The 22,499-nt window shown below is 71.7% G+C and carries 19 protein-coding genes and 1 pseudogene; 11 read left to right on the forward strand and 9 right to left on the reverse strand.

All coding sequences use genetic code 11. The annotated features are described in order from the left end of the window. Positions 1-33: 33 nt before the first annotated feature. The 4 genes from C2L59_RS23410 to C2L59_RS23430 all read left to right on the forward strand — a co-directional run bounded on the left by C2L59_RS23410 (position 34) and on the right by C2L59_RS23430 (position 2,897). Positions 34-516 (forward strand): transcriptional regulator, encoded by a 483-nt coding sequence (locus tag C2L59_RS23410; protein ID WP_103351657.1) that lies wholly within the window; start codon positions 34-36, stop codon positions 514-516. Between the two features lie 115 nt (positions 517-631). Continuing rightward, positions 632-1,552 carry a lytic transglycosylase domain-containing protein gene (locus tag C2L59_RS23415; RefSeq protein WP_103351658.1) on the forward strand — a complete coding sequence of 307 codons (921 nt, stop codon included), beginning with the start codon at positions 632-634 and terminating at the stop codon, positions 1,550-1,552. 576 nt (positions 1,553-2,128) lie between these two features. Then, complete coding sequence (locus C2L59_RS23425; protein WP_370444768.1) at positions 2,129-2,542, forward strand: hypothetical protein; 414 nt, start codon at positions 2,129-2,131, stop codon at positions 2,540-2,542. 13 nt (positions 2,543-2,555) lie between these two features. After that, positions 2,556-2,897 carry a DUF3817 domain-containing protein gene (locus C2L59_RS23430; protein ID WP_086857625.1) on the forward strand — a complete coding sequence of 114 codons (342 nt, stop codon included), beginning with the start codon at positions 2,556-2,558 and terminating at the stop codon, positions 2,895-2,897. On the opposite strand, the gene C2L59_RS23435 is transcribed toward C2L59_RS23430, so the two are convergent. Continuing rightward, positions 2,875-4,308 carry an MFS transporter gene (locus C2L59_RS23435; protein ID WP_103351661.1) on the reverse strand — a complete coding sequence of 478 codons (1,434 nt, stop codon included), beginning with the start codon at positions 4,306-4,308 and terminating at the stop codon, positions 2,875-2,877. The two genes, C2L59_RS23430 and C2L59_RS23435, sit on opposite strands and share 23 nt — an antisense overlap. A gap of 134 nt (positions 4,309-4,442) precedes the next feature. Here C2L59_RS23435 and C2L59_RS23440 point away from each other — a divergent pair, with 134 nt between their 5' ends. Next, positions 4,443-4,997, forward strand: coding sequence for a TetR/AcrR family transcriptional regulator (locus C2L59_RS23440; RefSeq protein WP_103351662.1), 555 nt, complete (start codon positions 4,443-4,445; stop codon positions 4,995-4,997). A gap of 18 nt (positions 4,998-5,015) precedes the next feature. Here C2L59_RS23440 and C2L59_RS23445 read toward each other — a convergent pair whose 3' ends face one another. Together C2L59_RS23445 and C2L59_RS23450 are read right to left on the reverse strand one after the other, a co-directional pair. Further along, a complete protein-coding gene (locus tag C2L59_RS23445) occupies positions 5,016-6,605 on the reverse strand; it encodes a cation acetate symporter (RefSeq protein ID WP_103351663.1) in 1,590 nt (529 codons plus the stop codon). Continuing rightward, positions 6,602-7,033: a DUF485 domain-containing protein gene (locus C2L59_RS23450; RefSeq protein ID WP_103351664.1), complete on the reverse strand. Its 432-nt coding sequence runs from the start codon at positions 7,031-7,033 to the stop codon at positions 6,602-6,604. Before C2L59_RS23450 ends, C2L59_RS23445 begins: the two co-directional genes overlap by 4 nt. A gap of 1,011 nt (positions 7,034-8,044) precedes the next feature. Between C2L59_RS23450 and C2L59_RS23455 the strand changes: the two genes are divergently transcribed. The 4 genes from C2L59_RS23455 to C2L59_RS23470 are packed head-to-tail and all read left to right on the forward strand — an operon-like array spanning position 8,045 to position 13,829. After that, on the forward strand, positions 8,045-12,064 hold the full coding sequence (locus C2L59_RS23455; protein ID WP_103351665.1) for a nitrate- and nitrite sensing domain-containing protein: 4,020 nt from the start codon (positions 8,045-8,047) through the stop codon (positions 12,062-12,064). Continuing rightward, on the forward strand, positions 12,061-12,513 hold the full coding sequence (locus C2L59_RS23460) for a roadblock/LC7 domain-containing protein (protein WP_004561253.1): 453 nt from the start codon (positions 12,061-12,063) through the stop codon (positions 12,511-12,513). The genes C2L59_RS23455 and C2L59_RS23460 overlap by 4 nt, the downstream gene beginning before the upstream one ends. A 7-nt stretch (positions 12,514-12,520) precedes the next feature. Further along, positions 12,521-13,237 carry a DUF742 domain-containing protein gene (locus C2L59_RS49150; protein ID WP_233223645.1) on the forward strand — a complete coding sequence of 239 codons (717 nt, stop codon included), beginning with the start codon at positions 12,521-12,523 and terminating at the stop codon, positions 13,235-13,237. 28 nt (positions 13,238-13,265) lie between these two features. Beyond that, positions 13,266-13,829, forward strand: coding sequence for an ATP/GTP-binding protein (locus C2L59_RS23470; RefSeq protein WP_004561255.1), 564 nt, complete (start codon positions 13,266-13,268; stop codon positions 13,827-13,829). A gap of 146 nt (positions 13,830-13,975) precedes the next feature. On the opposite strand, the gene C2L59_RS23475 is transcribed toward C2L59_RS23470, so the two are convergent. From C2L59_RS23475 to C2L59_RS23485, 3 genes are read right to left on the reverse strand one after another with little or no spacing between them, the layout of a single operon-like run. Next, positions 13,976-14,626 carry a DUF899 domain-containing protein gene (locus C2L59_RS23475; protein ID WP_103351666.1) on the reverse strand — a complete coding sequence of 217 codons (651 nt, stop codon included), beginning with the start codon at positions 14,624-14,626 and terminating at the stop codon, positions 13,976-13,978. After that, entirely contained in the window at positions 14,623-15,063 is a 441-nt protein-coding gene (locus tag C2L59_RS23480; protein WP_103351667.1) for an SRPBCC domain-containing protein, read from the reverse strand. The genes C2L59_RS23475 and C2L59_RS23480 overlap by 4 nt, the downstream gene beginning before the upstream one ends. Next, positions 15,056-15,382 carry a helix-turn-helix transcriptional regulator gene (locus tag C2L59_RS23485; protein ID WP_103351668.1) on the reverse strand — a complete coding sequence of 109 codons (327 nt, stop codon included), beginning with the start codon at positions 15,380-15,382 and terminating at the stop codon, positions 15,056-15,058. The genes C2L59_RS23480 and C2L59_RS23485 overlap by 8 nt, the downstream gene beginning before the upstream one ends. Before the next feature lie 138 nt (positions 15,383-15,520). Here C2L59_RS23485 and icmF point away from each other — a divergent pair, with 138 nt between their 5' ends. Further along, positions 15,521-18,754, forward strand: a complete 3,234-nt coding sequence (gene icmF / locus C2L59_RS23490; protein ID WP_103351669.1) for a fused isobutyryl-CoA mutase/GTPase IcmF — start codon at positions 15,521-15,523, stop codon at positions 18,752-18,754. Here icmF and C2L59_RS23495 read toward each other — a convergent pair. After that, positions 18,751-19,446 (reverse strand): class I SAM-dependent methyltransferase, encoded by a 696-nt coding sequence (locus tag C2L59_RS23495; protein ID WP_103351670.1) that lies wholly within the window; start codon positions 19,444-19,446, stop codon positions 18,751-18,753. The two genes, icmF and C2L59_RS23495, sit on opposite strands and share 4 nt — an antisense overlap. A 77-nt stretch (positions 19,447-19,523) precedes the next feature. Between C2L59_RS23495 and C2L59_RS23500 the strand changes: the two genes are divergently transcribed. After that, entirely contained in the window at positions 19,524-20,354 is an 831-nt protein-coding gene (locus tag C2L59_RS23500) for an LLM class F420-dependent oxidoreductase (protein WP_103351671.1), read from the forward strand. 80 nt (positions 20,355-20,434) lie between these two features. On the opposite strand, the pseudogene C2L59_RS23505 reads toward C2L59_RS23500, so the two are convergent. Next, a pseudogene (locus tag C2L59_RS23505) lies at positions 20,435-21,494 on the reverse strand (IS110 family transposase). A gap of 356 nt (positions 21,495-21,850) precedes the next feature. Then, positions 21,851-22,471 (reverse strand): cholesterol catabolism transcriptional regulator KstR, encoded by a 621-nt coding sequence (kstR, locus tag C2L59_RS23510; RefSeq protein ID WP_103351672.1) that lies wholly within the window; start codon positions 22,469-22,471, stop codon positions 21,851-21,853. Positions 22,472-22,499 lie beyond the last annotated feature (28 nt).

Raw genomic sequence — 22,499 nt, forward strand, 5'->3', positions numbered from 1 at the left:
CCTGTCCGTCGGGGACCTACCAAGGAGGCAGGGATGACCGGAGATCCCGGAGTGGACGCGTTGATCCGGCAGTGGGCCGCCGAGCGCGAGAGGACTCCCGAGGAGCAGGAGGTCGACCGCATCGCTTCCGCGTGGCTGGCCGACGCACCCGCGCAGGCGCCGGGCATTCCCGGCCAGCGCGCCCGGACCGGGCAGTCCCGGTTCGTCCCCGTCGAGTCGGCCGACCCCGGCTACCTCGCCGCGATGCGCAGCCGCCTGCCGGACGTGCCCGAAGAACTCCTCACCGCCGCCGCGGGCTGGTGGCAAATGGTCGGCGGCGTCGCCGAGGCCGAGGAGTGGTGGAACGCCGGCATCAGCCCGCTCGACCAGCGGGCCCTCGACTACCGGGCGGCGGGACTCGCGCCGTCCGACCTGAGCCGCCGGCTCGGGCCGATGACCGTTCTGCAGCACCTCCGCCGCGGCAGCGCCCCGGCTTGGTGCGTCGCGCGCCTCGCGCGACAGCAGAAGTCCGCCTGATTTCCACTCGGCCGGGTGACCCGGTGAGGTGAGACGATCGAACGGGCCCGCGTAACGCTAACCTGCGCGGGCTCGTTGACAGATCGTCGACACCACGCTGGAGAACCGGAGTTTCGTGCGCACCAGGACCGGAAAGACCGAGGACGACCCGATCGGCGGCGACGCCGAGGAAGCCGCCCCCGCCGCACCGGCACCGGCGCCGCGCTCCCCGGGCGTGGCCGTGCTCACCCGGCTGATCGTGGTCCTCGCCGTGCTGGCCGTGGCCGGCGGCGGGATCTGGCTCGTCACCCGCGTGGCCACGCCGGAAGCGAGCCCGACGACCACCGAAATCCCCGCCCTCCAGGTGAAGGCGGCCGACGTCCGCCCGGGCTCGGTCGCCCCGGCCGGCGGCGCGGTGGCGGGCGGCGCCGAGCAGCAGACATCGCCGCAGCAGGCCCGCCCGGGCAGCACGGGCCCGGCCACGCTCACGCAGTGGGCGACCCAGGTCGCGGCGGCCACGGGCGTCCCGGCCCGGGCGCTGCAGGCGTACGGCAACGCGGAGCTGGCGATGCGCGCGGACCAGCCGTCCTGCAAGATCTCGTGGGCCACACTGGCGGGCATCGGCCGCATCGAGTCCAACCACGGCCAGTACGCGGGCGCGGTCCTCGGCGCCGACGGCCGCCCGTCGAAGCCGATCATCGGCGTCCCCCTGGACGGATCGGCGGGCGTCCAGGCGATCGGCGACACCGACGGCGGCCGTTACGACGGCGACCCGGGAGTCGACCGGGCGGTGGGCCCGATGCAGTTCATCCCGGGCACGTGGCGCAAGTGGGCCTCGGACGGCAACGGCGACGGCCTCGGCGACCCGCAGCAGATCGACGACGCGGCCTTGGCGGCGGCGCGGTACCTGTGCGCGGGCGGGCGCGACATGGCCAGCCCGGGCGGGTGGTGGGCGGGGATCCTGTCGTACAACAACTCGACGGAGTACGCGCAGAAGGTGTTCGGCTTGGCGGATGGGTACGCGAAGGCGGCGCAGTCGGTGCGGAAGCAGGGCTGAGGGCCGGTTTCGGTTCTGCCCGCGGAAGGTTGTCAGGTCGGTCACCCACCCGGGTGGGTGATGCTGCGGTTGCTCGGGCTGCCGCGCCGTTGGGTTTCCGATGAGCCGGCGTCGCGGCCGCTGCGCTGGGCTGCGGACGCGGTCGCGGGTCGAATCCGGACAGCTGCGCGCTGCCGAGCCGGGGTGAACAGCCGCGCTGCCGAACCCAGATGACAGCCGCGCGCTGCCGAACCCAGACGAACAGCCCGCACACTCCCGAGCCCGAGCCCGAGCCCGAGCCCGAGCCCGAGCCCGAGCCCGAGCCCGAGCCCGAGCCCGAACGCGCTCGGCCCACCCTGGCGACAACCCGGGAGCCGCCCAGGTGGCAGGGTCGCGGCCCGCCAACACAAACCCGCCCTCCCTGGGGGCTGCCCCCGCTTCCAGCGTATCGCCGCCCACCGACAGAACCGCCCGCAAAAGGCACCGAACCCCCGAGTTGTCCACAACCCCCCGAACCTGGGGACAACCCTGAGAGCCGGGCCACCCCGGCCCGCGGTCGGCCGTCGCCTCTCAGGTGCCCAGTGCTAGCGTCGAAGCGTGCCAGCTTCCCCGCCACCGGCCGCCTCCCCGTGGGGACGGCGGATCGCGATCGTTGCGACCTGCCTGGTGAGCCTGCTCGTCTGCTGCGGGCTCGCCTGGTGGCAGTGGGACCGCTTCACCTCGGCGAACGGCACCTTCCAGAACCTCGGCTATGTCCTGCAGTGGCCGCTGTTCGGGCTCTTCCCCGCCTTCATGTTCTGGCGGATCCGCAAGCTCCGCCAGAAAGCCGAGGCCGAGCCCGGACCGCCCGCGACCCCCGTCGAGGTGCCCGCTCCCCGTCCGGACGCCGACCGGACGTACACCGACCGGACGTACACCGACCGGACGTACACCGACGAGGACGAGGAGCTGGCCGCGTACAACCGTTACCTGCGCGAGCTCAACGCCCGCGACCAGCAGGCCGCAGAGTGAGGACGACGACCCGATGACCACCAGCACCGAAGGCGCCCGGACTGCGGTACCGCTCGCCGGCCCCCTCGTCCGGTTCCGCACCGCCGCCTACGTCACCGGTGTCGGCCTGCTCGGCCTGTGCTTCGTGATGGTGCTGCGGTACGGCTTCGACAACCCGACGCCGTCGGCCGTCTACTCGCCCATCCACGGCGTGCTGTACATGATCTACCTCGTGCTGACCATCGACCTGGCCATCAAGGCCCGCTGGTCGATCAAGGGCACCGTGCTGGTCCTGCTGGCCGGGTGCGTCCCGTTCGTCTCGTTCCTCGTCGAGCGCCGGGTGACGCACAAGGTCAAGGCCGGGCAGAAGCTGTAGCCCGGCGGAACGTCAGCGCCACCAGGACCGTGCCGGCCGCGATCACCGCGGCCGTCGCGAACGCCGACGTCATGCCGTCCACCACCAGCTGCGGTCCGGTGGTGCCCGCCGCGGCCGCCGAGCGGGTCGCCGAGCCGAACACCGTTACCAGGACGGCCAGCCCCAGCGTGCTGCCGACCTGCTGCATCGTCTGCAGCACGCCGCCCGCGGCGCCGGCGTCCTCGGCCGGCACGGTGGCCATGATGATCACGTTCAGCGGCGCGAACGCCAGCCCGCCGCCCAGGCCCATCAGCAGCAGCGGCCCGAGCAACGCCGGGAAGTACGTGCTGTCGGTGGTGAGCAGCGCGAGCCAGCCGACGCCCGCCACCATCAGCAGCGAGCCGGTCAGGGCCAGTGGCTTCGGGCCGTAGCGGGGGAGCAGCCGCGGCACCAGGCGGCTCATCGTGAAGATCAGCGCCGCCATCGGGAGGAAGGCGAACCCGGTGGCCAGCGCGGCGAAGTGCCGGATGTCCTGCATGAACTGGGTCAGGAAGAAGAACATCGACATCATCGCCATCGGCGCGAGGAAGAAGTTGACGTAGGCCGCGCTGCGGTTGCGTTCGGCGAACAGCCGCAGCGGGACCAGCGGCAGCGCGGTGCGGGCCTCGAGGACGACGAACCCGGCGAGCAGCGCCACACCGGCGGCCAGGGAGCCGAGCGTCACCGCGTTGCCCCAGCCGTCGGAGGCCGCGTGGGTGAAGGCGAACACGAGCGCGCCGACGCCGAGGGTGCCGGTGACCGCGCCGGGCAGGTCCAGGTGCGCCCGGCGGCGTTCGGGCTCGGCCACGAACCGCGGGGCGAGCAGCGCGATCGCCAGCCCGAACGGGACGTTGATGAACAGCGCGGCGCGCCACGAGAACCACTCGGTGAGCAGGCCGCCGACGATCAAGCCGATCGCGAAGCCACCGCTGGACATCGCGGAGAACAGGGCCAGCGCGCGGACGCGGGCCTTGGGCTCGGTGAACGTCGTGGTCACCAGGGCCAGGGTGCTCGGCCCGGCCATCGCGGCGCCGACGCCCTGCAGGGCGCGGGCGGCGATCAGCAGCGCGGCGGAGCCGGCGAGGCCACCGGCCAGCGAGGCGAGGGTGAACACGACGATGCCCGCGACGAACATCCGCCGCCGGCCGAACAGGTCGCCCGCGCGGCCGCCGAGCAGCAGCAGGCCGCCGAAGACCAGGCTGTAGGCCGTCATCACCCAGGACAGGCCGGTGGCGGAGAACCCCAGGTCGGACTGGATGCGCGGGAGCGCGACGTTCATCACCGTCGCGTCGAGGACGAGCATGAGCTGGCAGGTGAGGATGATCGCGAGGACCAGCCCGCCGCGCCGCGGGCCCGCGGCCACGGGCGCGGGGTGGAGCGTCTGCTGAGACAAGGGATACTCCCCCAAGGAGCACGAAGAGAAGCGGAGAGTTTCTCCACTTGGTACGACGCGATAATATGGAGAGCGTCTCCGGATGCGCAAGGGGATTCGGAGAATCTCTCCGGTTAGGTGGCGAGGAGGCCGGGATGCCGGATGCGGAGCGTCCGATGCGGGCGGACGCGAGGCGCAACTACGAGCGCATCGTCGCGACGGCGAGGGAGCTCTTCACCACGGGCGGCGCCGACGTCCCGCTCGACGACATCGCCAAGAAGGCGGGTGTCGGAGCCGGCACGCTCTACCGGCACTTTCCGACGCGGGAGAAGCTGTTCGAAGCGGTCTACCGCGAAGAGATCGCGGTGCTCGCCGACCGTGCGTTCGTCCTGCACGACGAGCTGGCGCCGTGGGCGGCCCTGGAAACCTGGCTGGGGGAGCAGGTCACCTGGGTCGTGGAGCGGTACAAGCTGGCGATGCTGCTCAAGGAGTCGATCGACTCCGGCTCGGAGACCTTCCAGTACTGCCAGAAGCGGCTGCGCGAGGCGGTCGGGGTGCTCGTCGAGGGAGCGGCGGGGCTGATCCGGCCGGACATCTCGGCGCCCGACGTGCTCCGGCTCGGGCACGGGGCCGGGATGGCGGTGCGCAACTGCACCCCCGAAGAGGGCAAGCGGGTGCTGACCGTGATCCTGGCCGGCCTGCGCGCGTGACGCAGGCCGGCCGGCCCCTCAGCTCCCGATGCCGGTCATCGACCGGACCTCCATCTCGGCCTGCTTCTCCGGGTCCGCCTTCGGCCGGCCGACCAGCGTCCCGACGAAGCCGCACAGGAACGAGAACGGGATCGACACCAGGCCCGGGTTCTTCAGCGGGAACCAGGCGAAGTCGACGCCCTTGAAGATCGCGTCGGGGGCGCCCGAGACGACCGGCGAGAAGAGCACGAGCAGCAGGCACGCGATCAGGCCGCCGTAGATGCCCCACAGCGTGCCGGTGGTGTTGAACCGCTTCCAGAACAGCGAGTACAGCAGCGTCGACAGGTTCGCCGACGCCGCGACCGCGAAGGCCAGCGCCACCAGGAACGCGATGTTCTGCCCGTTCGCGAGCACGCCGCCCGCGATGGCCAGTACCCCGACCGCGATCGCCGTCAGCCGCGCCATCCGGACCTCGTCGGCCGGGTCGGCCTTGCCGCGCTTGAAGATGTTGGCGTAGACGTCGTGGGCGAACGAGGCCGACGCGGTGATCGTCAGCCCGGCCACCACCGCGAGGATCGTCGCGAACGCCACCGCGGCGATGACGCCCAGCAGCAGCGTCCCGCCCACGTGCAGGGCCAGCAGCGGCGCCGCGGAGTTCTCGCCGCCCGGCGCGCTCTTGATTTCGTCCGCGCCGACCAGCGCGGCCGCGCCGAAGCCGATCACCAGCGTGCACAGGTAGAACACGAACATGCACGCCGTCGCCCAGACGACCGAACGACGGGCCTCGCGCGAGTTCGGCACCGTGTAGAAGCGCATCAGCACGTGCGGCAGCGCCGCCGCGCCGAGCACCAGGGCCAGCGACAGGGACACGAAGTCGAGCTTGGTCGTGTCGTTCTTGCCGTACGAGCCGCCCGGTTCGAGGAGCCTGTCGCCGAGCGGGCTGTTCTGCGCCGCGGAGGAAAGCAGGTCGGAGAAGGAAAAGCCGAACTTGCCGAACAGGAACACCGTGAGCAGGGCGCCGCACAGCAGCAGGATGGCCGCCTTGATGATCTGCACCCACGTGGTGCCCTTCATCCCGCCGACCAGCACGTACAGCACCATGACCAGCCCGACGACGCCGATCACCAGCGCCTGGCCGAGCCGGGTGTGGACGTTCAGCAGCAGCGCGACCAGGCCGCCGGCACCCGCCATCTGCGCCAGCATGTAGAAGAAGGACACCACCAGCGTCGACGTCGCCGCCGCCGCGCGGACCGGGCGCTGCTTCATCCGGAAGCTGAGCACGTCGCCCATCGTGAACCGGCCGGTGTTGCGCAGCAGCTCGGCGATCAGCAGCAGGTCGACCAGCCAGGCGACGAGGAACCCGATGGAGTAGAGGAATCCGTCGTAGCCGTGGATCGCGATGGCGCCGGCGATGCCGAGGAAGGACGCCGCCGACAGGAAGTCGCCGGAAAGGGCGATGCCGTTCTGGCGGCCGGTGAACGCGCTGCCCGCGGCGTAGTAGTCCGCCGTCGAGGAGTTCCGGGCGCCGGCCCGGTAGACGACGTACAGCGTGATCGCGACGAACAGGGCGAACACGGCCGTGTTGACGATCGGGTCGCTGGCGGGCACGCCCGCGGCGAGGGCGGTCACCGGCGCGTCCCTTCGGGCAGTCCCGCGCGGGCGCGCAGCTCGGCGACGCGCGGGTCGAGCCGGCGGCGCGCGTAGCGCAGGTAAAGCCAGGTGACCAGCGCGGTGCTGGCGAACTGGCCGATGCCGAGCGCGATGCCGACGTTGACCTGGCCGAACACCTTGCGGCTCATGAAGTCGTGCGCGTACGCGGCCAGCAGCACGTACGTCATGTACCAGGCGAAGAAGGCGAAGCTCATCGGGAAGACGAAGCCGCGGAACCGGCGGCGCAGCGAGACGAACTCGGGGCTGGCCTGGATCGCGGCGTAGTCGGGGCCGGTGCGGGCGGCCGTCCGGTGGGGCGCGGCCGGCCCGTCACCGGTGAACAAGACCGGCAGCACACCGGTTTCCTCGAGGGCGTTGCCCGGTGAGGGCCGCGCTGCGTCGTACATGGTGCCTCCGGCGGGGTGCCTCCGTGGCGGCGGGATCCGGGCGCCTGTGTGTGTGGCGCCCGGCCGCCCTTGCGGACTGCGAGGGCACATCGTAACTACGCCGTCCGGCCGATGCCGAAGGCGGCCGCACCGGCCGGTCGGCCGGCGCGGACGGTATTCGTTTTCCTGTCGAACATGTCGAATCCGCGCCGGTGACAAGGCTGCGGAGAGCACCGGGCAATGCAGAAAAGAATTGTGACGCCAGGTTGTTGCCGGTGCTATTCACTACGACGAACGGGCTAACGGACGGCAAAGCCTCGGTAATCTGGTTACGGAATGTAGCGAAAAGCGGCATCACCTGCCGCCTGTCAGTGGTCCCGGACGGGCGTAGGGCGACGAAGATCCACTGGTCAGCGCGGTGTTCTGTCAGAAATCACCGGGTCGTGGCACGTCGGGACGCAACGCCACAACATCGGGCACACCTTGAGACTTGACCCACCCGTTGGTGGTACGGAGTGTAGATCGTCCGAGGGATGCTGCTACCCTGGATGGGCTAATCGGGTGACGGCCGGATGCTCCTGGTCTCCCCGTCCGGTAACCGGAATTCCCTCTTCGGGGGCGGTGAGGGGGAATGGCGTGGCCCGTGGCCGGTCGCGAAAGCCCTTTTCGCAGGTCAGCGGCCGAACGGGGAAGGAAATTGACCGTCCGGGCATCGGGGGTACGATTCTTTGGCCCAGCTGACCGCAGCGATCGATTGGCACCGATAAAGTTGATCTCGACCACCGTGCACAACGCAAGTTGCGACATGCACGTGCAGAGTCCCGGGCACGGGACGGCGGGACGGTGCCTGCCCGGTGACGGGCGCGCGGACGGCCGGGCGGCCGGGGACGAGCGAGGGCGCCGGGAAAGCGGCCGGGCGGGGGCGGCACGGCCGTCCGGCGGCCCGCTGCGAGCCGGGACGCCGCGCCGTCGACGCGGATCCATGACGCCGGACAGGGAGTCACTTACGTGACCGTTGCAGGAGAAGGTCAGGTGCCCGTCGGGGAGCTGCTCGGCCGAGCGCCCCGGCGGTCGAAGGGGAAGGCCCTCTGGCACGCGCTGGTGCAGTGGCGCGACTGGAGCCTGCCCGTCAAGCTTTCGGCCGTCACCGTCGTACCCATCGTGCTCGCGCTGGTGCTGGGCATCACGACGATCGCCGCGCAGGTCGGCCGCTCGGGCGAGTACCAGCGGCTCGACCGGCTGGTCGCGCTCGGCGGCGGGGTGCGCGCGCTCACCGGCGCGCTGCAGCAGGAGCGCACGGTCACCTCGGCGATGCTGACCGCGGGCACCGTCGGCGGCACCCCCGAGCTGGCCGCGGCCCGCACGGCAACGGACGCGGCCATCGGCCCGTTCACCGCGGAGCAGGCCCGCGCGTCCGAAGCCGAGCCCGGCGTGTCCGGCGCCGCGGGCGCGGCCACGGCGCAGGTCGGCAACCTCTCCTTCCTCCGCCGCCAGGTCGACGGCGGCCAGCTCGACCCCGCCCAGGCCATCTCGGCGTACGCCGCCCTCACCGGCTCGCTGATCAGCCTCGACACCGCGGTCACCGCGGGCGCCGGTGACGGCACCCTCGGCGGCACCCCCGCCGGGCTGCACGAACTGCTGGTCGCGGGCGAGCAGGTGTCGCTCAGCCAGGCGCTGGTCTCCTACGGCATCGGCCGCGCCGCGCTGACGCCGAGCGAGCTGGCCACGCTGCGCGCCGCCGAGCTGCGGCTCGCCGACCGGCTGGTCGACTTCCGGTCCGCGGCGGGCGACACGCTGCAGCGCGACTTCGCGGCCATCGCGGAGGGCACGCAGGCGCAGAGCCGGGCCCGGATGGTCGAGACGGTGCTGAACGCCCCGCCCGGCGGCGTGGATGACGCCTTCCGCGCGCTGTCGCCCCAGGACTGGACCGCCGCCTCCGCGGCGATGCGCGCGCAGATCGGCCAGGTCGCCGACCGGCTGGGCGCGGCGGCGGCGACGACCGCGGCGGACCTGGTCGACGAGTCCAGCAGCGGGGCCGGCCTGCTCGCGGTGGTGCTGTTCGCCGCGATGGTGCTGGCCGTCGCGGTCGTCTTCCTCATCACCCGCCAGCTGCTGCGCTCGCTGAAGGTGCTGCGCCGCAGCGCCCTCGACGTCGCCGAGACCGCGCTGCCGGAGGCGGTCCGCAACATTCAGGAGGGCCGCGCGCAGGGCACCGACGTCCGGCCGGTCGGAGTGCACACCGACGACGAGGTCGGCGAGGTGGCGCGCGCCTTCGACAAGGTGCACCACCAGGCGCTGCGGCTGGCCACCGAGCAGGCCGCGATGCGGACCGGCTACGGCAGCGTGTTCGTGAACCTCTCGCGCCGCAGCCAGAGCCTGGTGCAGCGGCAGCTGCAGCTGATCGAGCAGCTCGAGCGGGACGAAGAGGACGCCGACCAGCTGGCGACCCTGTTCCAGCTCGACCACCTCGCCACCCGGATGCGGCGCAACAACGAGAACCTGATGGTGCTCTCGGGCGCCGAGCCGGGCCGCCGGTCCGGGAAGCCGGTCGGCACCACCGACATGCTCCGCGCGGCGGTGTCGGAGATCGAGCAGTACCAGCGGGTCCAGGTGCAGCCGCCGCCCCCGGCCCGGATCGTCGGCTACGCGGCGAGCGACCTGATGCGCCTGGTCGCCGAGCTGCTGGACAACGCCGCGGCGTTCTCCGCGCCGGAGACCACGGTGACCGTGGCGTCGCGGCTGGGCGAGGACGGCTCGCTCCACATCGACATCCTGGACAAGGGCATCGGGATGAACGAGTGCGAGGTCATCGAGGCCAACACCCGGCTGACCGAGGCCGGGTCGGTCGACCTGGTGACGTCGCGGCGGATGGGCCTGTTCGTCGTCGGCCGGCTGGCCAGCCGGCACCGGATCGGCGTGTCGCTGCACGGCGGCAAGGACATCGTCGGCGTCCGCGCCACCGTCGTCGTCCCGGCGGAGCTGGTGATGCCGGTGACCGACGGCCCGGCCACCGGCCCGATCGGTGCGCTCCAGCAGCACCCGGCGAGCCCGGCGGCGGGCAACCAGCTGCCGCGCCGCCCGGTCAACGGCCACGCCCGCCCGCGCCCGGTGGTGCCGCCGCAGCCGGCGATGGGGGAGGAGCGCTGGCCGTCGGCGAGCGACCTCGCCGGCCTGTCCGGCGTGCGCCCGCCGTCGGACCTGGAGATTTCCGGCACGGCGCTGTTCGCCCCGATCCCGAAGGACGACGACGTCCCGCCGCAGCGCCCGGCCCTGCCGCCGGTGCCCGCGGTGCTCCCGCTGCCGCAGCCGCCGCCGCGCGCGGACGACCTGCCGGCGGGCAAGGACCTGTTCACGGCCAACGAAACGACGCTCAGCGACTGGTGGCAGGAGGCGACCGCGGGGCAGGAGCCGCCCCCGCCGGCCCCGGCCCCGGACCGCTCGGAGACGACGCCGATCTTCGACGAGATGCTGTCGGCGTGGTTCCGCGAGGACAAGCCGGCCGTTTCCGAGGAAGAACCGGCGGCGGCCGCGGCGGAGGAGGTGCCGCCGGAGGAGCGCCGCAGCTGGGACTTCGCGAGCGACGAGAACTTCCGCACGGTCCAGGAGCGCACGAAGGCCGAGCCGACGGCGTTCACGGAGGCGGGCCTCCCGCGCCGCCGCCGCGGCGAGCAGCTGCTCCCGGGCAGCGCCACCCCGGCCGTGCCGGGCGTCCCCGAGCCGGCCCCGCCCCGCCCGGACCTCCCGGTCCGCGACCCGGCGGACGTCCGCGGCCGGTTGACCAGCTTCCAGCAGGGCGTGACCCGCGGCCGCCGCCAGGCCCGCCAAGCCCGCCAGACGGCGGCCCAGCGCCCGAAGCCGGCGCAGAGCGGCCCAGCGGTGCCGGGGTTGGGCACGGCCCAGTCGGCGGGCGCGCCGGAGCAGACGGCGCCGGGTTCGGCGGCAGCGGAGAACCAGCCGGTTCCGGGCTTGCCGGCGGCGGCTCAGGAGCCCGGGTCGGCTCACCAGCCGGCGGCGGCTGGGCAGCATGCATCGGGTCAGCCGGCCGCGGAGGAGAGCGGGCAGCACGGCTCGGGTCAGCCGGCCGCGGAGGAGAGCGGGCAGCACGGCTCGGTTCAGCAGGCGGCGGAGGCGGCTGGGCAGCACGCATCGGCCCCGCCGGCCGCAGAGGTGACCGGGCAGCATGCCTCGGGTCAGCGGGCCGCGGAAGGGACCGGGCAGCACGCCTCGGCCCAGCGGGCCGCGGAGGCCCCGCAGCCCGGGCACAGCGGCGGCCTGCCGCAGCCGAGCGGTCAGTCGGGGCCTGCGCCCGCCGGTTCGCAGCCGGGCGGTCTTCCGCAGCGCGGAGAGCACACGGCCCAACCAGCCGCGGAGGCGAATGGCCTCCCGCAGCGCGGGGAGCACCCAGGCGCGGCCACGGAGGCGTCCCAGCTGAACGGTCTCCCGCAGCGTGCGCCGCGCACGGGCGGCCTGGCGCGCACGAGCGGCCAACCGGCCCCGAAGCTGCAGGGCGACATCTTCGCCGCCGGGCTGCAGCCGCCGGAACAGCAGCCTGCCCCCCAGCCGCCGGGCCAGGCCGAAGCGCCGCAAACCGCCCTCCCTCAGCCGACCACCAACGGACGGCCGGCGTACCGCGACACCGAACCGCCCACCGTCTTCCACGACTCCGGGCAGCTGCCGATCGCCGCCGGGCCGCCGTCGGCCCTGCCTTCCCGGAAGGCGCCGGAGACGCCCGCGCCGCGTCGGGAAGAATCCGGGGTGGAGACCACCGCCGAGTGGAACTTCGGGACGGACGACGGCTGGCGAGCGGTGCAAGCGGTGTCCCAGTCGGCGCCCGCCACCTTCACTTCGGCAGGATTGCCCCGGCGCCGTCGCGGGGAGCAGCTGCTCCCGGGCAGCGCCGGACCGTCCACCGGGGCCACGGCCCCCCGACCACAACGGGACGCACACGACGTGCGCGGCCGCCTGCGGAGCTTCCAGCAGGGCATCGAGCGCGGACGCCACCGCACCGCACAGGCGGCCGAGACCAACCACGAGACCTTGGAGGGTGAATGACCTCGCCGAGTAGTGCTCAGCCGACGCAGAACCAGTTCGGCTGGCTGGTGAACGACTTCGCGGAGCGGGTGCCCGGCGTGGCCCACGCCGTGGTCGTCTCGGCGGACGGCTTGCTGCTGACCGCGTCGAACCGGCTCCCGCTCGACCGGGCCGACCAGCTCGCCGCCGTCGCTTCGGGCCTGGTCAGCCTCACCCAGGGCGCCGCCCGCTGCTTCGAAGCCGGCGCGGTCAACGAGACCGTCGTCGAGATGGAGCTCGGGATCATGGTGCTGATGTCGATCAGCGACGGGTCGTGCCTGGCCGTGCTCGCCGCCCCCAACTGCGACATCGGCCAGGTCGCCTACGAGATGACCATGCTCGTCGACCGGGTCGGCCAGATCCTGACCCCGGAACTGCGTGCCCAGCTCCAGGGCTCCGGTGGGTCACTGATCGGCGAACCGGTGGGATGATGGCGCGATGAGCACGGGGTCCGGATTCGACGGCGAACCACCCGCGGGGCGCAACCCCGCCGAGCGTGGGGACGACGGCACGTTCGCCGACGTCCTCAACGGGTTCACGCTGGATTCCGGCCGTGCCCGCCGGAAGCGCAAGAAGAGCAAGGAGACCCCGCCACCCCCGGCCGCCGGTGCGCACGCGGCCGCGGAACCGCCGGCGCCCGCGCCGTCGGCCGACCCAGGAGATCGTGTGACCTCTCTAGTCTCGCCGCCCGGCAGTACCGACGGGGACAGCCCCAGACCAGGCGGTTTGTTCGACCCGGGCCCGCCCAGCGGCGAGTTCGTCATGCCCGCGGTGTTCGAGCAGCCGCCCGCGCCCGAGGAGCTGACGGCCATCGTCCGGCCCTACGCGCTGACCGGCGGCCGAACCCGGGCGAACTACGCGCTGGAGCTGGAGACACTGATCTCCGCGAAGGACTACGCTGCCACCGGTGGCTTCCCCGAAGTCGCCGCGGAGCAGATCGAGTGCATCTCGATCATGGAAGAGTGCCGGACCCCCCGTTCGGTCGCCGAGATCGTGTCGGCGCTGCGGGTGCCACTGGGCGTGGCCCGGGTGCTGATCAGCGACGCGGCCGACGCGGGGCTGGTCACGGTGCACAAGACGATTACGGGCAATGACGGCGCCGAGGCACATCTGGTGTTGATGGAAAGGGTTTTGAGTGGACTCCGTCGGCTTTAAGGCACCGCGGGACACCGCGCCCCCGACCATGACATCCGCCAAGATCGTGGTGGCTGGCGGTTTCGGTGCGGGGAAGACGACGTTCGTCGGGTCGGTGTCGGAGATCGTGCCGCTGACCACCGAGGCGATGATGACCGACGCCAGCGTGGGGGTCGACAACCTCGACCACACGCCGGGCAAGTCGACGACGACCGTGGCGATGGACTTCGGCCGCGTGTCGCTGGACGCGGACCTGATCCTCTACCTGTTCGGCACGCCCGGGCAGCAGCGGTTCTGGTTCATGTGGGACGACCTGGTCCGCGGCGCCATCGGCGCGGTGGTCCTGGCCGACACGCGCCGGCTGGCCGACTCGTTCGCCCCGATCGACTTCTTCGAGGACCGCGGGCTGCCGTACATCGTCGGCATCAACACGTTCGACGGCGTGCTGGAGCACGACATCAACGACGTCCGCGAGGCCCTGTCGATCGACCCGAACATCCCGATCGTCCGCTGCGACGCCCGGGACCGCGAGTCGACCAAGCAGACGCTGATCACCCTGGTCGAGTACGCGATGCGGCAGTGGATCGCGCTCCGGGCGGCCAACGCGCGCTGACGCCGTGGGCCCGGGGGATGCCCGGGCCCACGCCGCTCGCCCCCGGGCAGCCCGACCGGCCCGCCGAATGCGCGACTCGGCCCGTCCGAGGCCGAGCCACGCGGGTACTTCGGCGAGCGGGCAACCTGCTGCCGCTCGGGGTGCCCTCAGTACTCGTCGTGGCGGCGCCACCACGAGCCGGGGCCGTCGTTGCCGCGGCTCTCCTCCTCCCACGCCTCCTGGCGGCCCAGGGGCGTGACGTCGAGGTACCGGTGCGACGCGAGGAACATCTCGCCGCCGCGGCCGGAGGTGAAGTACGTCCGGTAGACGTCGTCGCCGTCGCGGAGGAACACGCTGACGCCGAAGCCGCGGCCGACGCCGCAGTCCTCGGTGAAGTCGCTGCCGTGCGCCGACACCCACGGCACGTCCCAGCCCATCCGCGCCTTGTACCGCTCGATCTCCGCGGGCGTCGCCGGCGCGACGACCTTCAGCGTGACGTCGCGGGCGTGCAGGTGCGCCAGGTGCGGCAGGTTGTCGACGATCAGGGAGCAGCCGGGGCAGCCCGCTTCGTCGCCCGGGTGAAGCATGAAGTGGTAGACGATCAGCTGGCGGCGGCCGTCGAACAGGTCGAGCAGGCTCTGCTTCCCCGCGCCCGAGTCGAACTCGTACGGCTTGGTGAAGGGCACCATCGGCAGCCGGCGGCGTTCGGCGGCGAGGTGGTCGGCCGCCTTCATCAGCTCCTTCTCCTTGGCCAGCAGCGCTTCGCGCGCGGCCTGCCAGTCCTCCGGCGAGACGATCTCGGGCAGGGTGGCGGTCATCGGGCGTCCTTTCCTCGGATGAAGCCGGTCAGGTCCTCGAAGCTGGAGGTCCAGCCCTCGTCGTGGCCGTCGCGGTCGGCGGCGGTCGGGAAGCCGGTCTGGACGAAGGTCATCTCGGTCTTGCCGTCGAGGTCGGCGAAGGCGATCGTCACCAGGGTCTCGGCGCGCAGGTCGCCTTCGGTGTCCCAGGCGAAGGTGAACACCAGCCGCTCGGGGGCGGTGATCTCGCGGTAGGTGCCGTGCATCCAGTGCTCGTCGCCCTCGGGGGAGCGGATGCACGCCCGCCACGCGCCGCCGGGGCGGGTGGCGAGGGTGACGGCGGAGCCGGTGTAGCCGCGCGGGCCGAGCCAGCTCGCCAGCTGGTCGGGGTCGGTCCACGCGGCGAAGACGAGCTCGCGCGGGGCGTCGAACACGCGCGTGATGGAGAGGTCAGGCATCGCCGGTCAGCCTCCTCAGGTGGTCCTCGAGGCGGTCGAACCCGTCGTCCCAGAAGGGGCGGTAGGTCGCGACCCAGTCCGCGACGTCTTCGAGGGGCTTGGCCTCCAGCCGGCAGGGCCGCCACTGGCGGGTGCGGCCGCGGGTGATCAACCCGGCCTCTTCCAGCACCTTCAGGTGCCGGGACACCGCGGGCAGGCTCATCGGCAACGGCTCGGCCAGCTCGTTGACCGTCGCTTCGCCGGCCGACAGCCGCGCGAGGATGGCGCGCCGGGTCGGGTCGGCGAGGGCCGAGAACGTCCGGCTCAACGTGTCCGTCATTTCACCACCTCGTTAATTAACGTACCTGTTAACTACCGGTACGAGCAGGTGGTTGTCAAGGTTCTCCCCGCTTGCCCTGAGAGCTGCGTCACTGGTCCTCGGGTTTCCAATAGTAGGAAGCCAAAGTATTTTGGAAGGATGAGCAGTGAGCTGCACCGCCCCGTGCACCCCGTCCGGTTCGTGACGGCGTCGAGCCTCTTCGACGGTCACGACGCGTCGATCAACATCATGCGGCGGATCCTGCAGTCGCAGGGCGCGGAGGTCGTGCACCTCGGCCACAACCGGTCGGTCGACGAGGTCGCCACCGCGGCCATCGCCGAGGACGTCCAGGGTGTGGCCATCTCTGCTTACCAGGGCGGGCACGTCGAGTACTTCTCCTACCTGGTCGAGCTGCTGCGCGAGCGCGGCGCCGGGCACATCAAGGTCTTCGGCGGCGGGGGCGGGGTGATCGTGCGCGAGGAGATCGAGCTGCTGCACTCGCGCGGCGTCGCCCGCATCTTCTCGCCCGAGGACGGCTACGAGCTGGGCCTGCCGGGCATGATCAACCTGATGATCAAGGCCTGCGACGTCGACCTGGCGGCCGAGGCTCCGGCCCTGGACAAGGTGCTCTCCGGCGACGTCGCCTCGCTTTCGCGCGTCATCACGCAGCTGCAGGCCGAGAAGCTGCCCGGCGAGCTGCTGGGCGGCCTCACCGCGGCCGCGGGCAAGCGCGAGGTCCCGGTGCTCGGCATCACCGGCACCGGCGGCTCGGGCAAGTCGTCGCTCACCGACGAGCTCATCCGCCGCTTCCGGCTCGACCAGGAGGACAAGCTGCGGATCGCGGTGCTCGCCGTCGACCCGTCGCGGCGCAAGGGCGGCGGCGCGCTGCTCGGCGACCGCATCCGGATGAACTGCCTCGACGGCTCGCCGGTGTACTTCCGCTCGCTGGCCACGCGCACGACGTCGGGGGAGATCCCGGCCGGGCTGCGCGAGTCGATCCTGGCCTGCAAGGCCGCCGGCTTCGACCTGGTGATCGTCGAGACGCCGGGCATCGGGCAGGGCGACGCCGGGATCGTCGACTTCGTGGACGAGTCGCTGTACGTGATGACGCCGGAGTTCGGCGCCGCGTCGCAGCTGGAGAAGATCGACATGCTCGACTTCGCCGACGTCGTCGCGATCAACAAGTTCGAGCGCCGCGGCGCCGAGGACGCCCGCCGGGACGTCGCCCGCCAGCTGGTCCGCAACCGCGAGGCGTTCTCGTCTTCGCCGGAGGACATGCCGGTGTACGGCACGAGCGCGGCGAAGTTCAACGACGACGGCGTCACCGCGCTTTACCAGCACCTGCGGGGAATGCTCGCCGAGCGCGGCCTCGGCGTGTCCGCGGGGACGCTGCCGCAGGTGGCGGGCAAGGTTTCGACCGACGCCTCGACGATCATCCCGGGCAACCGGTCCCGGTACCTGGCCGAGATTTCCGACACCGTGCGCGGCTACCACGCGAAGACGCAGCAGCAGGTCGCCGCGATCCGCAAGCGCGAGGCGCTGGCCGTCGCGCGCGAGGAGCTGGCCAAGGTGGACGCGTCGACCGACGCGCTGGACGGGCTGCTCGCCGCGGCCGAGTCCGCTGTGGACGGTGAGGCCACCGAGCTGCTGGCGCGGTTCCGGACGCTGGCCGGGGAATACCGCCAGGACGAGCTCGTCGTGAAGATCCGCGACAAGGAACTGCGCACGCAGCTGTGGCGCGACACGCTGTCGGGCAACCGGATCCCGCGGGTCGCCCTGCCGCGGTACGCCGAGTCCGGCGAGCTGCTGTCGTTCCTGCGCCGCGAACACCTGCCGGGCTACTTCCCCTACACCGCCGGCGTTTTCCCGTTCAAGCGCGACGGCGAGGACCCGGCGCGGATGTTCGCCGGCGAGGGTGACGCGTTCCGCACCAACCGGCGGTTCAAGCTGCTGTCGGCCGACTCGGAGGCCAAGCGGCTCTCGACGGCCTTCGACTCGGTGACCCTCTACGGCCACGACCCCGACACGCGCCCCGACATCTACGGCAAGGTCGGCACGTCGGGCGTGTCGATCGCGACGCTCGACGACATGAAGGCGCTCTACGACGGCTTCGACCTGACCGCGCCGAACACGTCGGTGTCGATGACGATCAACGGCCCCGCGCCGACAATCCTGGCCTTCTTCCTCAACACCGCGATCGACCAGAAGCTCGAGGCGTTCCGGGCCGAACACGGGCGCGAGCCGTCCGACGCCGAGGCCGCCGAGCTGCGCGAGTGGGTGCTGCGCAACGTCCGCGGCACGGTGCAGGCCGACATCCTCAAGGAGGACCAGGGTCAGAACACCTGCATCTACTCCACCGAGTTCAGCCTCCGGATGATGGCCGACATCCAGGAGTGGTTCATCGAGCACGGGGTCCGCAACTTCTATTCGGTTTCGATCTCCGGCTACCACATCGCCGAGGCCGGGGCGAACCCGATCTCGCAGCTGGCCTTCACGCTGTCCAACGGCTTCACCTACGTCGAGTCCTACCTCGCGCGCGGGATGGACATCGACGACTTCGCGCCGAACCTGTCGTTCTTCTTCTCCAACGGCATGGACGCGGAGTACTCGGTGCTCGGCCGGGTGGCGCGGCGGATCTGGGCCGTGGCCATGCGCGAGCGCTACGGCGCGAACGAGCGGTCGCAGAAGCTGAAGTACCACGTGCAGACGTCCGGGCGGTCGCTGCACGCGCAGGAGATGAGCTTCAACGACATCCGCACCACGCTGCAGGCGCTGTGCGCGCTGTACGACAACGCGAACTCCCTGCACACCAACGCGTTCGACGAGGCGATCACCACGCCGTCGGAGTCGTCGGTGCGCCGCGCGATGGCCATCCAGATGATCATCAACAAGGAGTGGGGCCTGTCGAAGAACGAGAACCCGCTGCAGGGTTCGTTCGTCATCGACGAGCTGACCGACCTGGTCGAGGAGGCCGTGCTGGCCGAGTTCGACCGGATTTCCGAGCGCGGCGGCGTGCTCGGCGCGATGGAAACCGGCTACCAGCGCGGCAAGATCCAGGACGAGTCGATCCTGTACGAGCGCAAGAAGCACGACGGCTCGCTGCCGATCATCGGCGTCAACACCTTCCGCAACCCGCACGAGGGCGAATCCGACGTCGAGGTCGAGCTCGCGCGGGCTACGGAGGACGAGAAGCAGTCCCAGCTGGACCGCCTCGCGGACTTCCAGCACCGCCACCACGAGGAGGCCCAGCAGGCGCTGAAGACCCTGCGCGAGGCGGCCACCCGCGGCGGCAACCTGTTCGGAGTGCTGGTGGATGCCGCGCGGGTGTGCTCGCTCGGTCAGATCACGGAGGCGTTCTTCGAGGTCGGGGGCCAGTACCGGCGCAATGTCTAGCGGCGGACCGCGGTCAGGGACCAGACGGGGACGAGGACACGGCCATCCGCGTCGGGGGCCAGCCCGGTCAGGTCGGCGGACTCGTCGCCCAGCACGGCCCGGACGCTTTGGCGCAGCTCCTCCGGCGTCATCGACGTCGTGTAGACCGCCGGTTCGAGCTTCTCGATCGTCCAGTCCTGCCCGACGGTCTCCCGCAGGTTCGCCTCGCTGATCAGGTACGGCGCCGGGAAGCCGGCCGGCACCTCCGGGGAGAAGGCGAAGAGGTGCAGCCGCGCGCCCGGGCGGGTCGCGCGGGTCAGGGCGGCGAGGTACGCGCGGCGCTCGTCCTCGCCGAGGCAGTGGTAGAGCGCGCTGTCGAGAACCGTGTCGAAGCGGCCTTCGTAGCCTTCGAGCTTCGTCGCGTCGGCGACGGCGAACTCGATGTCGAGGCCCTTCTCCGCGGCACGGGCCCGGGCCTGCTCGACGGCCGACGGCGCGCCGTCCAGGCCGGTGACGTGCAGGCTGCGGGAGGCGAGGAAGGCGGAGTTGTCCCCGAGGCCGCAGCCGATGTCGAGGACGGCACCGGTGAACGCGCCCGCGTCGGCCAGCGCGACGACGGCGGGCTGCGGCTCGCCCAGGTCCCACGGCAGCTTCCGGCCGATCGGCGAGCCGCCGCGGTAGAGCTCTTCGAAGTCGACGTCCCGCACGTCCATGACCACCCCTTTATTCAACGTATGATGAGATCACTCCATCCTGCACTCCCGGCCGGCCGGGTGGTAGTCCTGGAAGCATGGAATTCGGGATTTCGACCTTCGTGACCGACGAGGGCATTAGGCCGGACGTGCTGGGTGCGGCCCTGGAAGAGCGCGGCTTCGACTCGCTGTGGCTGGCCGAGCACTCGCACATCCCGGCGAGCCGGGAAACGCCGTACCCGGGCGGGGGCGAGCTGCCGCGCGTGTACTACCGCACGCTCGACCCGTTCGTGGCGCTCACCGCGGCGGCGACGGCGACCTCGGAGCTGCTGCTGGGCACCGGGATCGCGCTGCTGATGCAGCGGGACGTGATCCACACGGCGAAGGAGGTCGCCTCCCTGGACCTGGTTTCCGACGGCCGCGCGCTGTTCGGCGTCGGCGTCGGCTGGAACCGCGAGGAGATGCGCAACCACGGCACGGACCCGAAGACCCGCGGCGCGCTGATGGACGAGCAGCTGGCCGCGCTCAAGGAGATCTGGACTTCGGAGCAGGCGGAGTTCCACGGTGCGCACATCGACTTCGACCCGATCTTCAGCTGGCCGAAGCCGGTGCAGCAGCCCCACGTCCCGATCTACATCGGCGGCGAAAGCGAGGCGGCGCTGAACCGGCTGGTCAAGTACGGCGACGGCTGGCTGCTCCGGGGCTACACGAAGTACCAGGAGGCCCAGCGGGTGCGCGGCTGGCTGGCCGACCAGGGCCGTGCGGACGTCCGGTTCGCGGTGTTCGGCGGCCCGACGACGCCGAAGGTGATCGAGGGCTTCCGCGAGGCGGGGGTGGAGCGGTACACGTTCCTGCTGGACACGCTGCCGGAAGCGGAGACGCTCAAGGCGCTGGACGAGCTGGCCGAGGTGGCCGCCGCCCACCGCTGAGGATGACTTCCGCGACGCTCGGCGCCGGAACTGTCGGTGCCGGGCGATAGCGTGGAACCGGGGGTGTTCCTATGTGGTTGTCAAGCCGCGGCGGGGGCTGGTTGGGGGTGTCGGTAGTGGGTGCCGTTGCGGAGCATGGCGTAGAGGACGTCGCAGCGGCGGCGGGCTAGGCAGATGAGGGCGGCGTTGTGTTTCTTGCCCTCGGCTCGTTTGCGGTCGTAGTAGGTGCGGCTGGTCGGGTCGGACAACGAGGCGAAGGCGGCGAGGAAGAACGCGCGTTTGAGCTGGCGGTTGCCGGTGCGGGCGGGGTGTTCGCCCTTGATGCTGGTGCCGGAGCTGCGGGTGACCGGGGCGATGCCGGCGTGGGCCGCCAGATGCCCGGAGCTGGCGAAGTTCGAGGCGTCGCCGACTTCGAGGAGGATGCGGGCTGCGGTCCTGACGCCGATGCCGGGCATCGAGGTCAGCGGGTGGACATCACCCTCGACCTGCTTCGCCTCGACCAGTCTCTCGCCGAGGCGGGGGTGCGTGGACCTTGGCGATCGCGGTGAGCTTGCGGCGGCCGGCTTTGGCGATGCGGGCCGGGCCTCCGCAGCGGGAGAGGATCTCCAGCGCCGCCGGATGCGAGATCCGCGGGCCGATCGCGTGCTCGAGAGCGGGATGGATGCCGGTGAGCAAGCCCCGGATGCGGTTGCTGATCCGGATCGCTTCGCCGGCCAGGTCGTCGTCGAACCCGACCAGCACCTCCAGTTCGGCCAACACCTCGTCTCCGACATCGACGGGTCGAAGGGTGTGGGGCAGCGATCGGCCGCGTCGGCGATGACGAACGCGTCCCGGGCGTCGGTTTTCGCGCGTCCCGGGTAGAGGTCGGCGATGCGGCGCATGGCCAGGCCGGGCAGATAGGAGACCTGCTGCCCGGCCGCTCGGGCGACGGCGACCGGCAGCGCCCCGATGGTGGCGGGCTGGTCGACCACGACCAGCAGTTCCATGCTGGGCGAGCTTGTCGAACAAGGCTCGCAGCTTCGGTTCGCTATTGGGCAGAGGCCCGTCATGCAGTCGCTTGCCGTCGGGATCGACGCCGACGACGTGGTGGTCGTCCTTGCCGACGTCCAGGCCGAGGAACACGCTGAAAGTGCTGCTCATCCACCATGCCGTTCGTTCGCCGCGATGTGGTCACCGATCAGGCATCGAGCGCCGGCACCCACGCCTGCGACGAGACCTGCCAAGCCGGTGGCCGTGTGGCTATCAGCGGTCGGTCGATGCCACCAAACCCGGTGACACCACCTCCCGGATCATGCCTTCGACTGGGGGCGCAAGTCATGCCGGACCTGGTGACCACAGCTCCTCGATCAGGAACTACGAAAAAGGTAATGTGGGGCGCCCCCGCGGGCCATGGCGCAGGGGACGTCGCAGCGGCGGCGGTTGCCGGTCCGGGCGGGGTGTTCGCCTGTCCGGAGCCGGCAAACGGGAAGCGTGCCCCGCGGGGCCGGGTGCGGCGGCTACTTGTCCAGCAGCAGGTGCACCGAGAGTTCGAGGCGGTTCGCGACGTCGGCGGCCGAGGCGCGGCGGGTGACCCAGGCCACCAGGTTGGCCATCCACACGTCCGCGACGACGTGGAAGATGTCGCGGTCCGCCTCGGCCGGCTCGGCGATGCCCATCGCCTTGGCGAACATGTTCTCCATCAGCCGCCCGACCTGCTCGACCTCGGCGGCCGCGGACGTGTCGGCGAACATGAACGCGCGGACCATGGCCTCGGTGAGGTGCGGGTCGCGCTGCATCAGGCGCGTGTTGCGGCCGAGCACGAACATCAGCCGCTCGGCCGGCGTGTCGCCGGGGATGGCCTGGCGTTCCAGCTTCTCCTGCGCGCGCTCGAACTCGCGGGCCAGCCCGGACACGAGCAGGTGAATCTTCGAGGGGAAGTACCGGTACAGCGTGCCGAGGGCGACGTCGGCCTTCTCGGCGACCGCGCGCATCTGCACCGCGTCGTAGCCGCCCTTCGAGGCCAGCGCGAGCGTGGCGTCGATGATGCGGCGGCGGCGGTCGCGCTGGGCGGCCGAGCCGAGTTCGTCAGCCCCGATCGCGCTCAGGCCGTTGCCGCGGGCCTTCGTCTTGCCGGGCATCGGCGTTCCCCCGTCCTTCGGAACTTGT

The organism is Amycolatopsis sp. CA-128772 (assembly GCF_002904295.1).
Classification (GTDB): Bacteria; Actinomycetota; Actinomycetes; order Mycobacteriales; family Pseudonocardiaceae; genus Amycolatopsis.

Excerpts from the sequence above, each read along its gene's own strand:
- C2L59_RS23410 (WP_103351657.1), top strand. The coding sequence starts at position 34 with ATGACCGGAGATCCCGGAGTGGACGCGTTGATCCGGCAGTGGGCCGCC.
- C2L59_RS23430 (WP_086857625.1), top strand. The coding sequence starts at position 2,556 with ATGACCACCAGCACCGAAGGCGCCCGGACTGCGGTACCGCTCGCCGGC.
- C2L59_RS23440 (WP_103351662.1), top strand. The coding sequence starts at position 4,443 with ATGCCGGATGCGGAGCGTCCGATGCGGGCGGACGCGAGGCGCAACTAC.
- C2L59_RS23450 (WP_103351664.1), bottom strand. The coding sequence starts at position 7,033 with ATGTACGACGCAGCGCGGCCCTCACCGGGCAACGCCCTCGAGGAAACC.
- C2L59_RS23460 (WP_004561253.1), top strand. The coding sequence starts at position 12,061 with ATGACCTCGCCGAGTAGTGCTCAGCCGACGCAGAACCAGTTCGGCTGG.
- C2L59_RS49150 (WP_233223645.1), top strand. The coding sequence starts at position 12,521 with ATGAGCACGGGGTCCGGATTCGACGGCGAACCACCCGCGGGGCGCAAC.
- C2L59_RS23470 (WP_004561255.1), top strand. The coding sequence starts at position 13,266 with ATGACATCCGCCAAGATCGTGGTGGCTGGCGGTTTCGGTGCGGGGAAG.
- C2L59_RS23475 (WP_103351666.1), bottom strand. The coding sequence starts at position 14,626 with ATGACCGCCACCCTGCCCGAGATCGTCTCGCCGGAGGACTGGCAGGCC.
- C2L59_RS23480 (WP_103351667.1), bottom strand. The coding sequence starts at position 15,063 with ATGCCTGACCTCTCCATCACGCGCGTGTTCGACGCCCCGCGCGAGCTC.
- C2L59_RS23485 (WP_103351668.1), bottom strand. The coding sequence starts at position 15,382 with ATGACGGACACGTTGAGCCGGACGTTCTCGGCCCTCGCCGACCCGACC.
- icmF (WP_103351669.1), top strand. The coding sequence starts at position 15,521 with ATGAGCAGTGAGCTGCACCGCCCCGTGCACCCCGTCCGGTTCGTGACG.
- C2L59_RS23495 (WP_103351670.1), bottom strand. The coding sequence starts at position 19,446 with ATGGACGTGCGGGACGTCGACTTCGAAGAGCTCTACCGCGGCGGCTCG.
- C2L59_RS23500 (WP_103351671.1), top strand. The coding sequence starts at position 19,524 with ATGGAATTCGGGATTTCGACCTTCGTGACCGACGAGGGCATTAGGCCG.
- kstR (WP_103351672.1), bottom strand. The coding sequence starts at position 22,471 with ATGCCCGGCAAGACGAAGGCCCGCGGCAACGGCCTGAGCGCGATCGGG.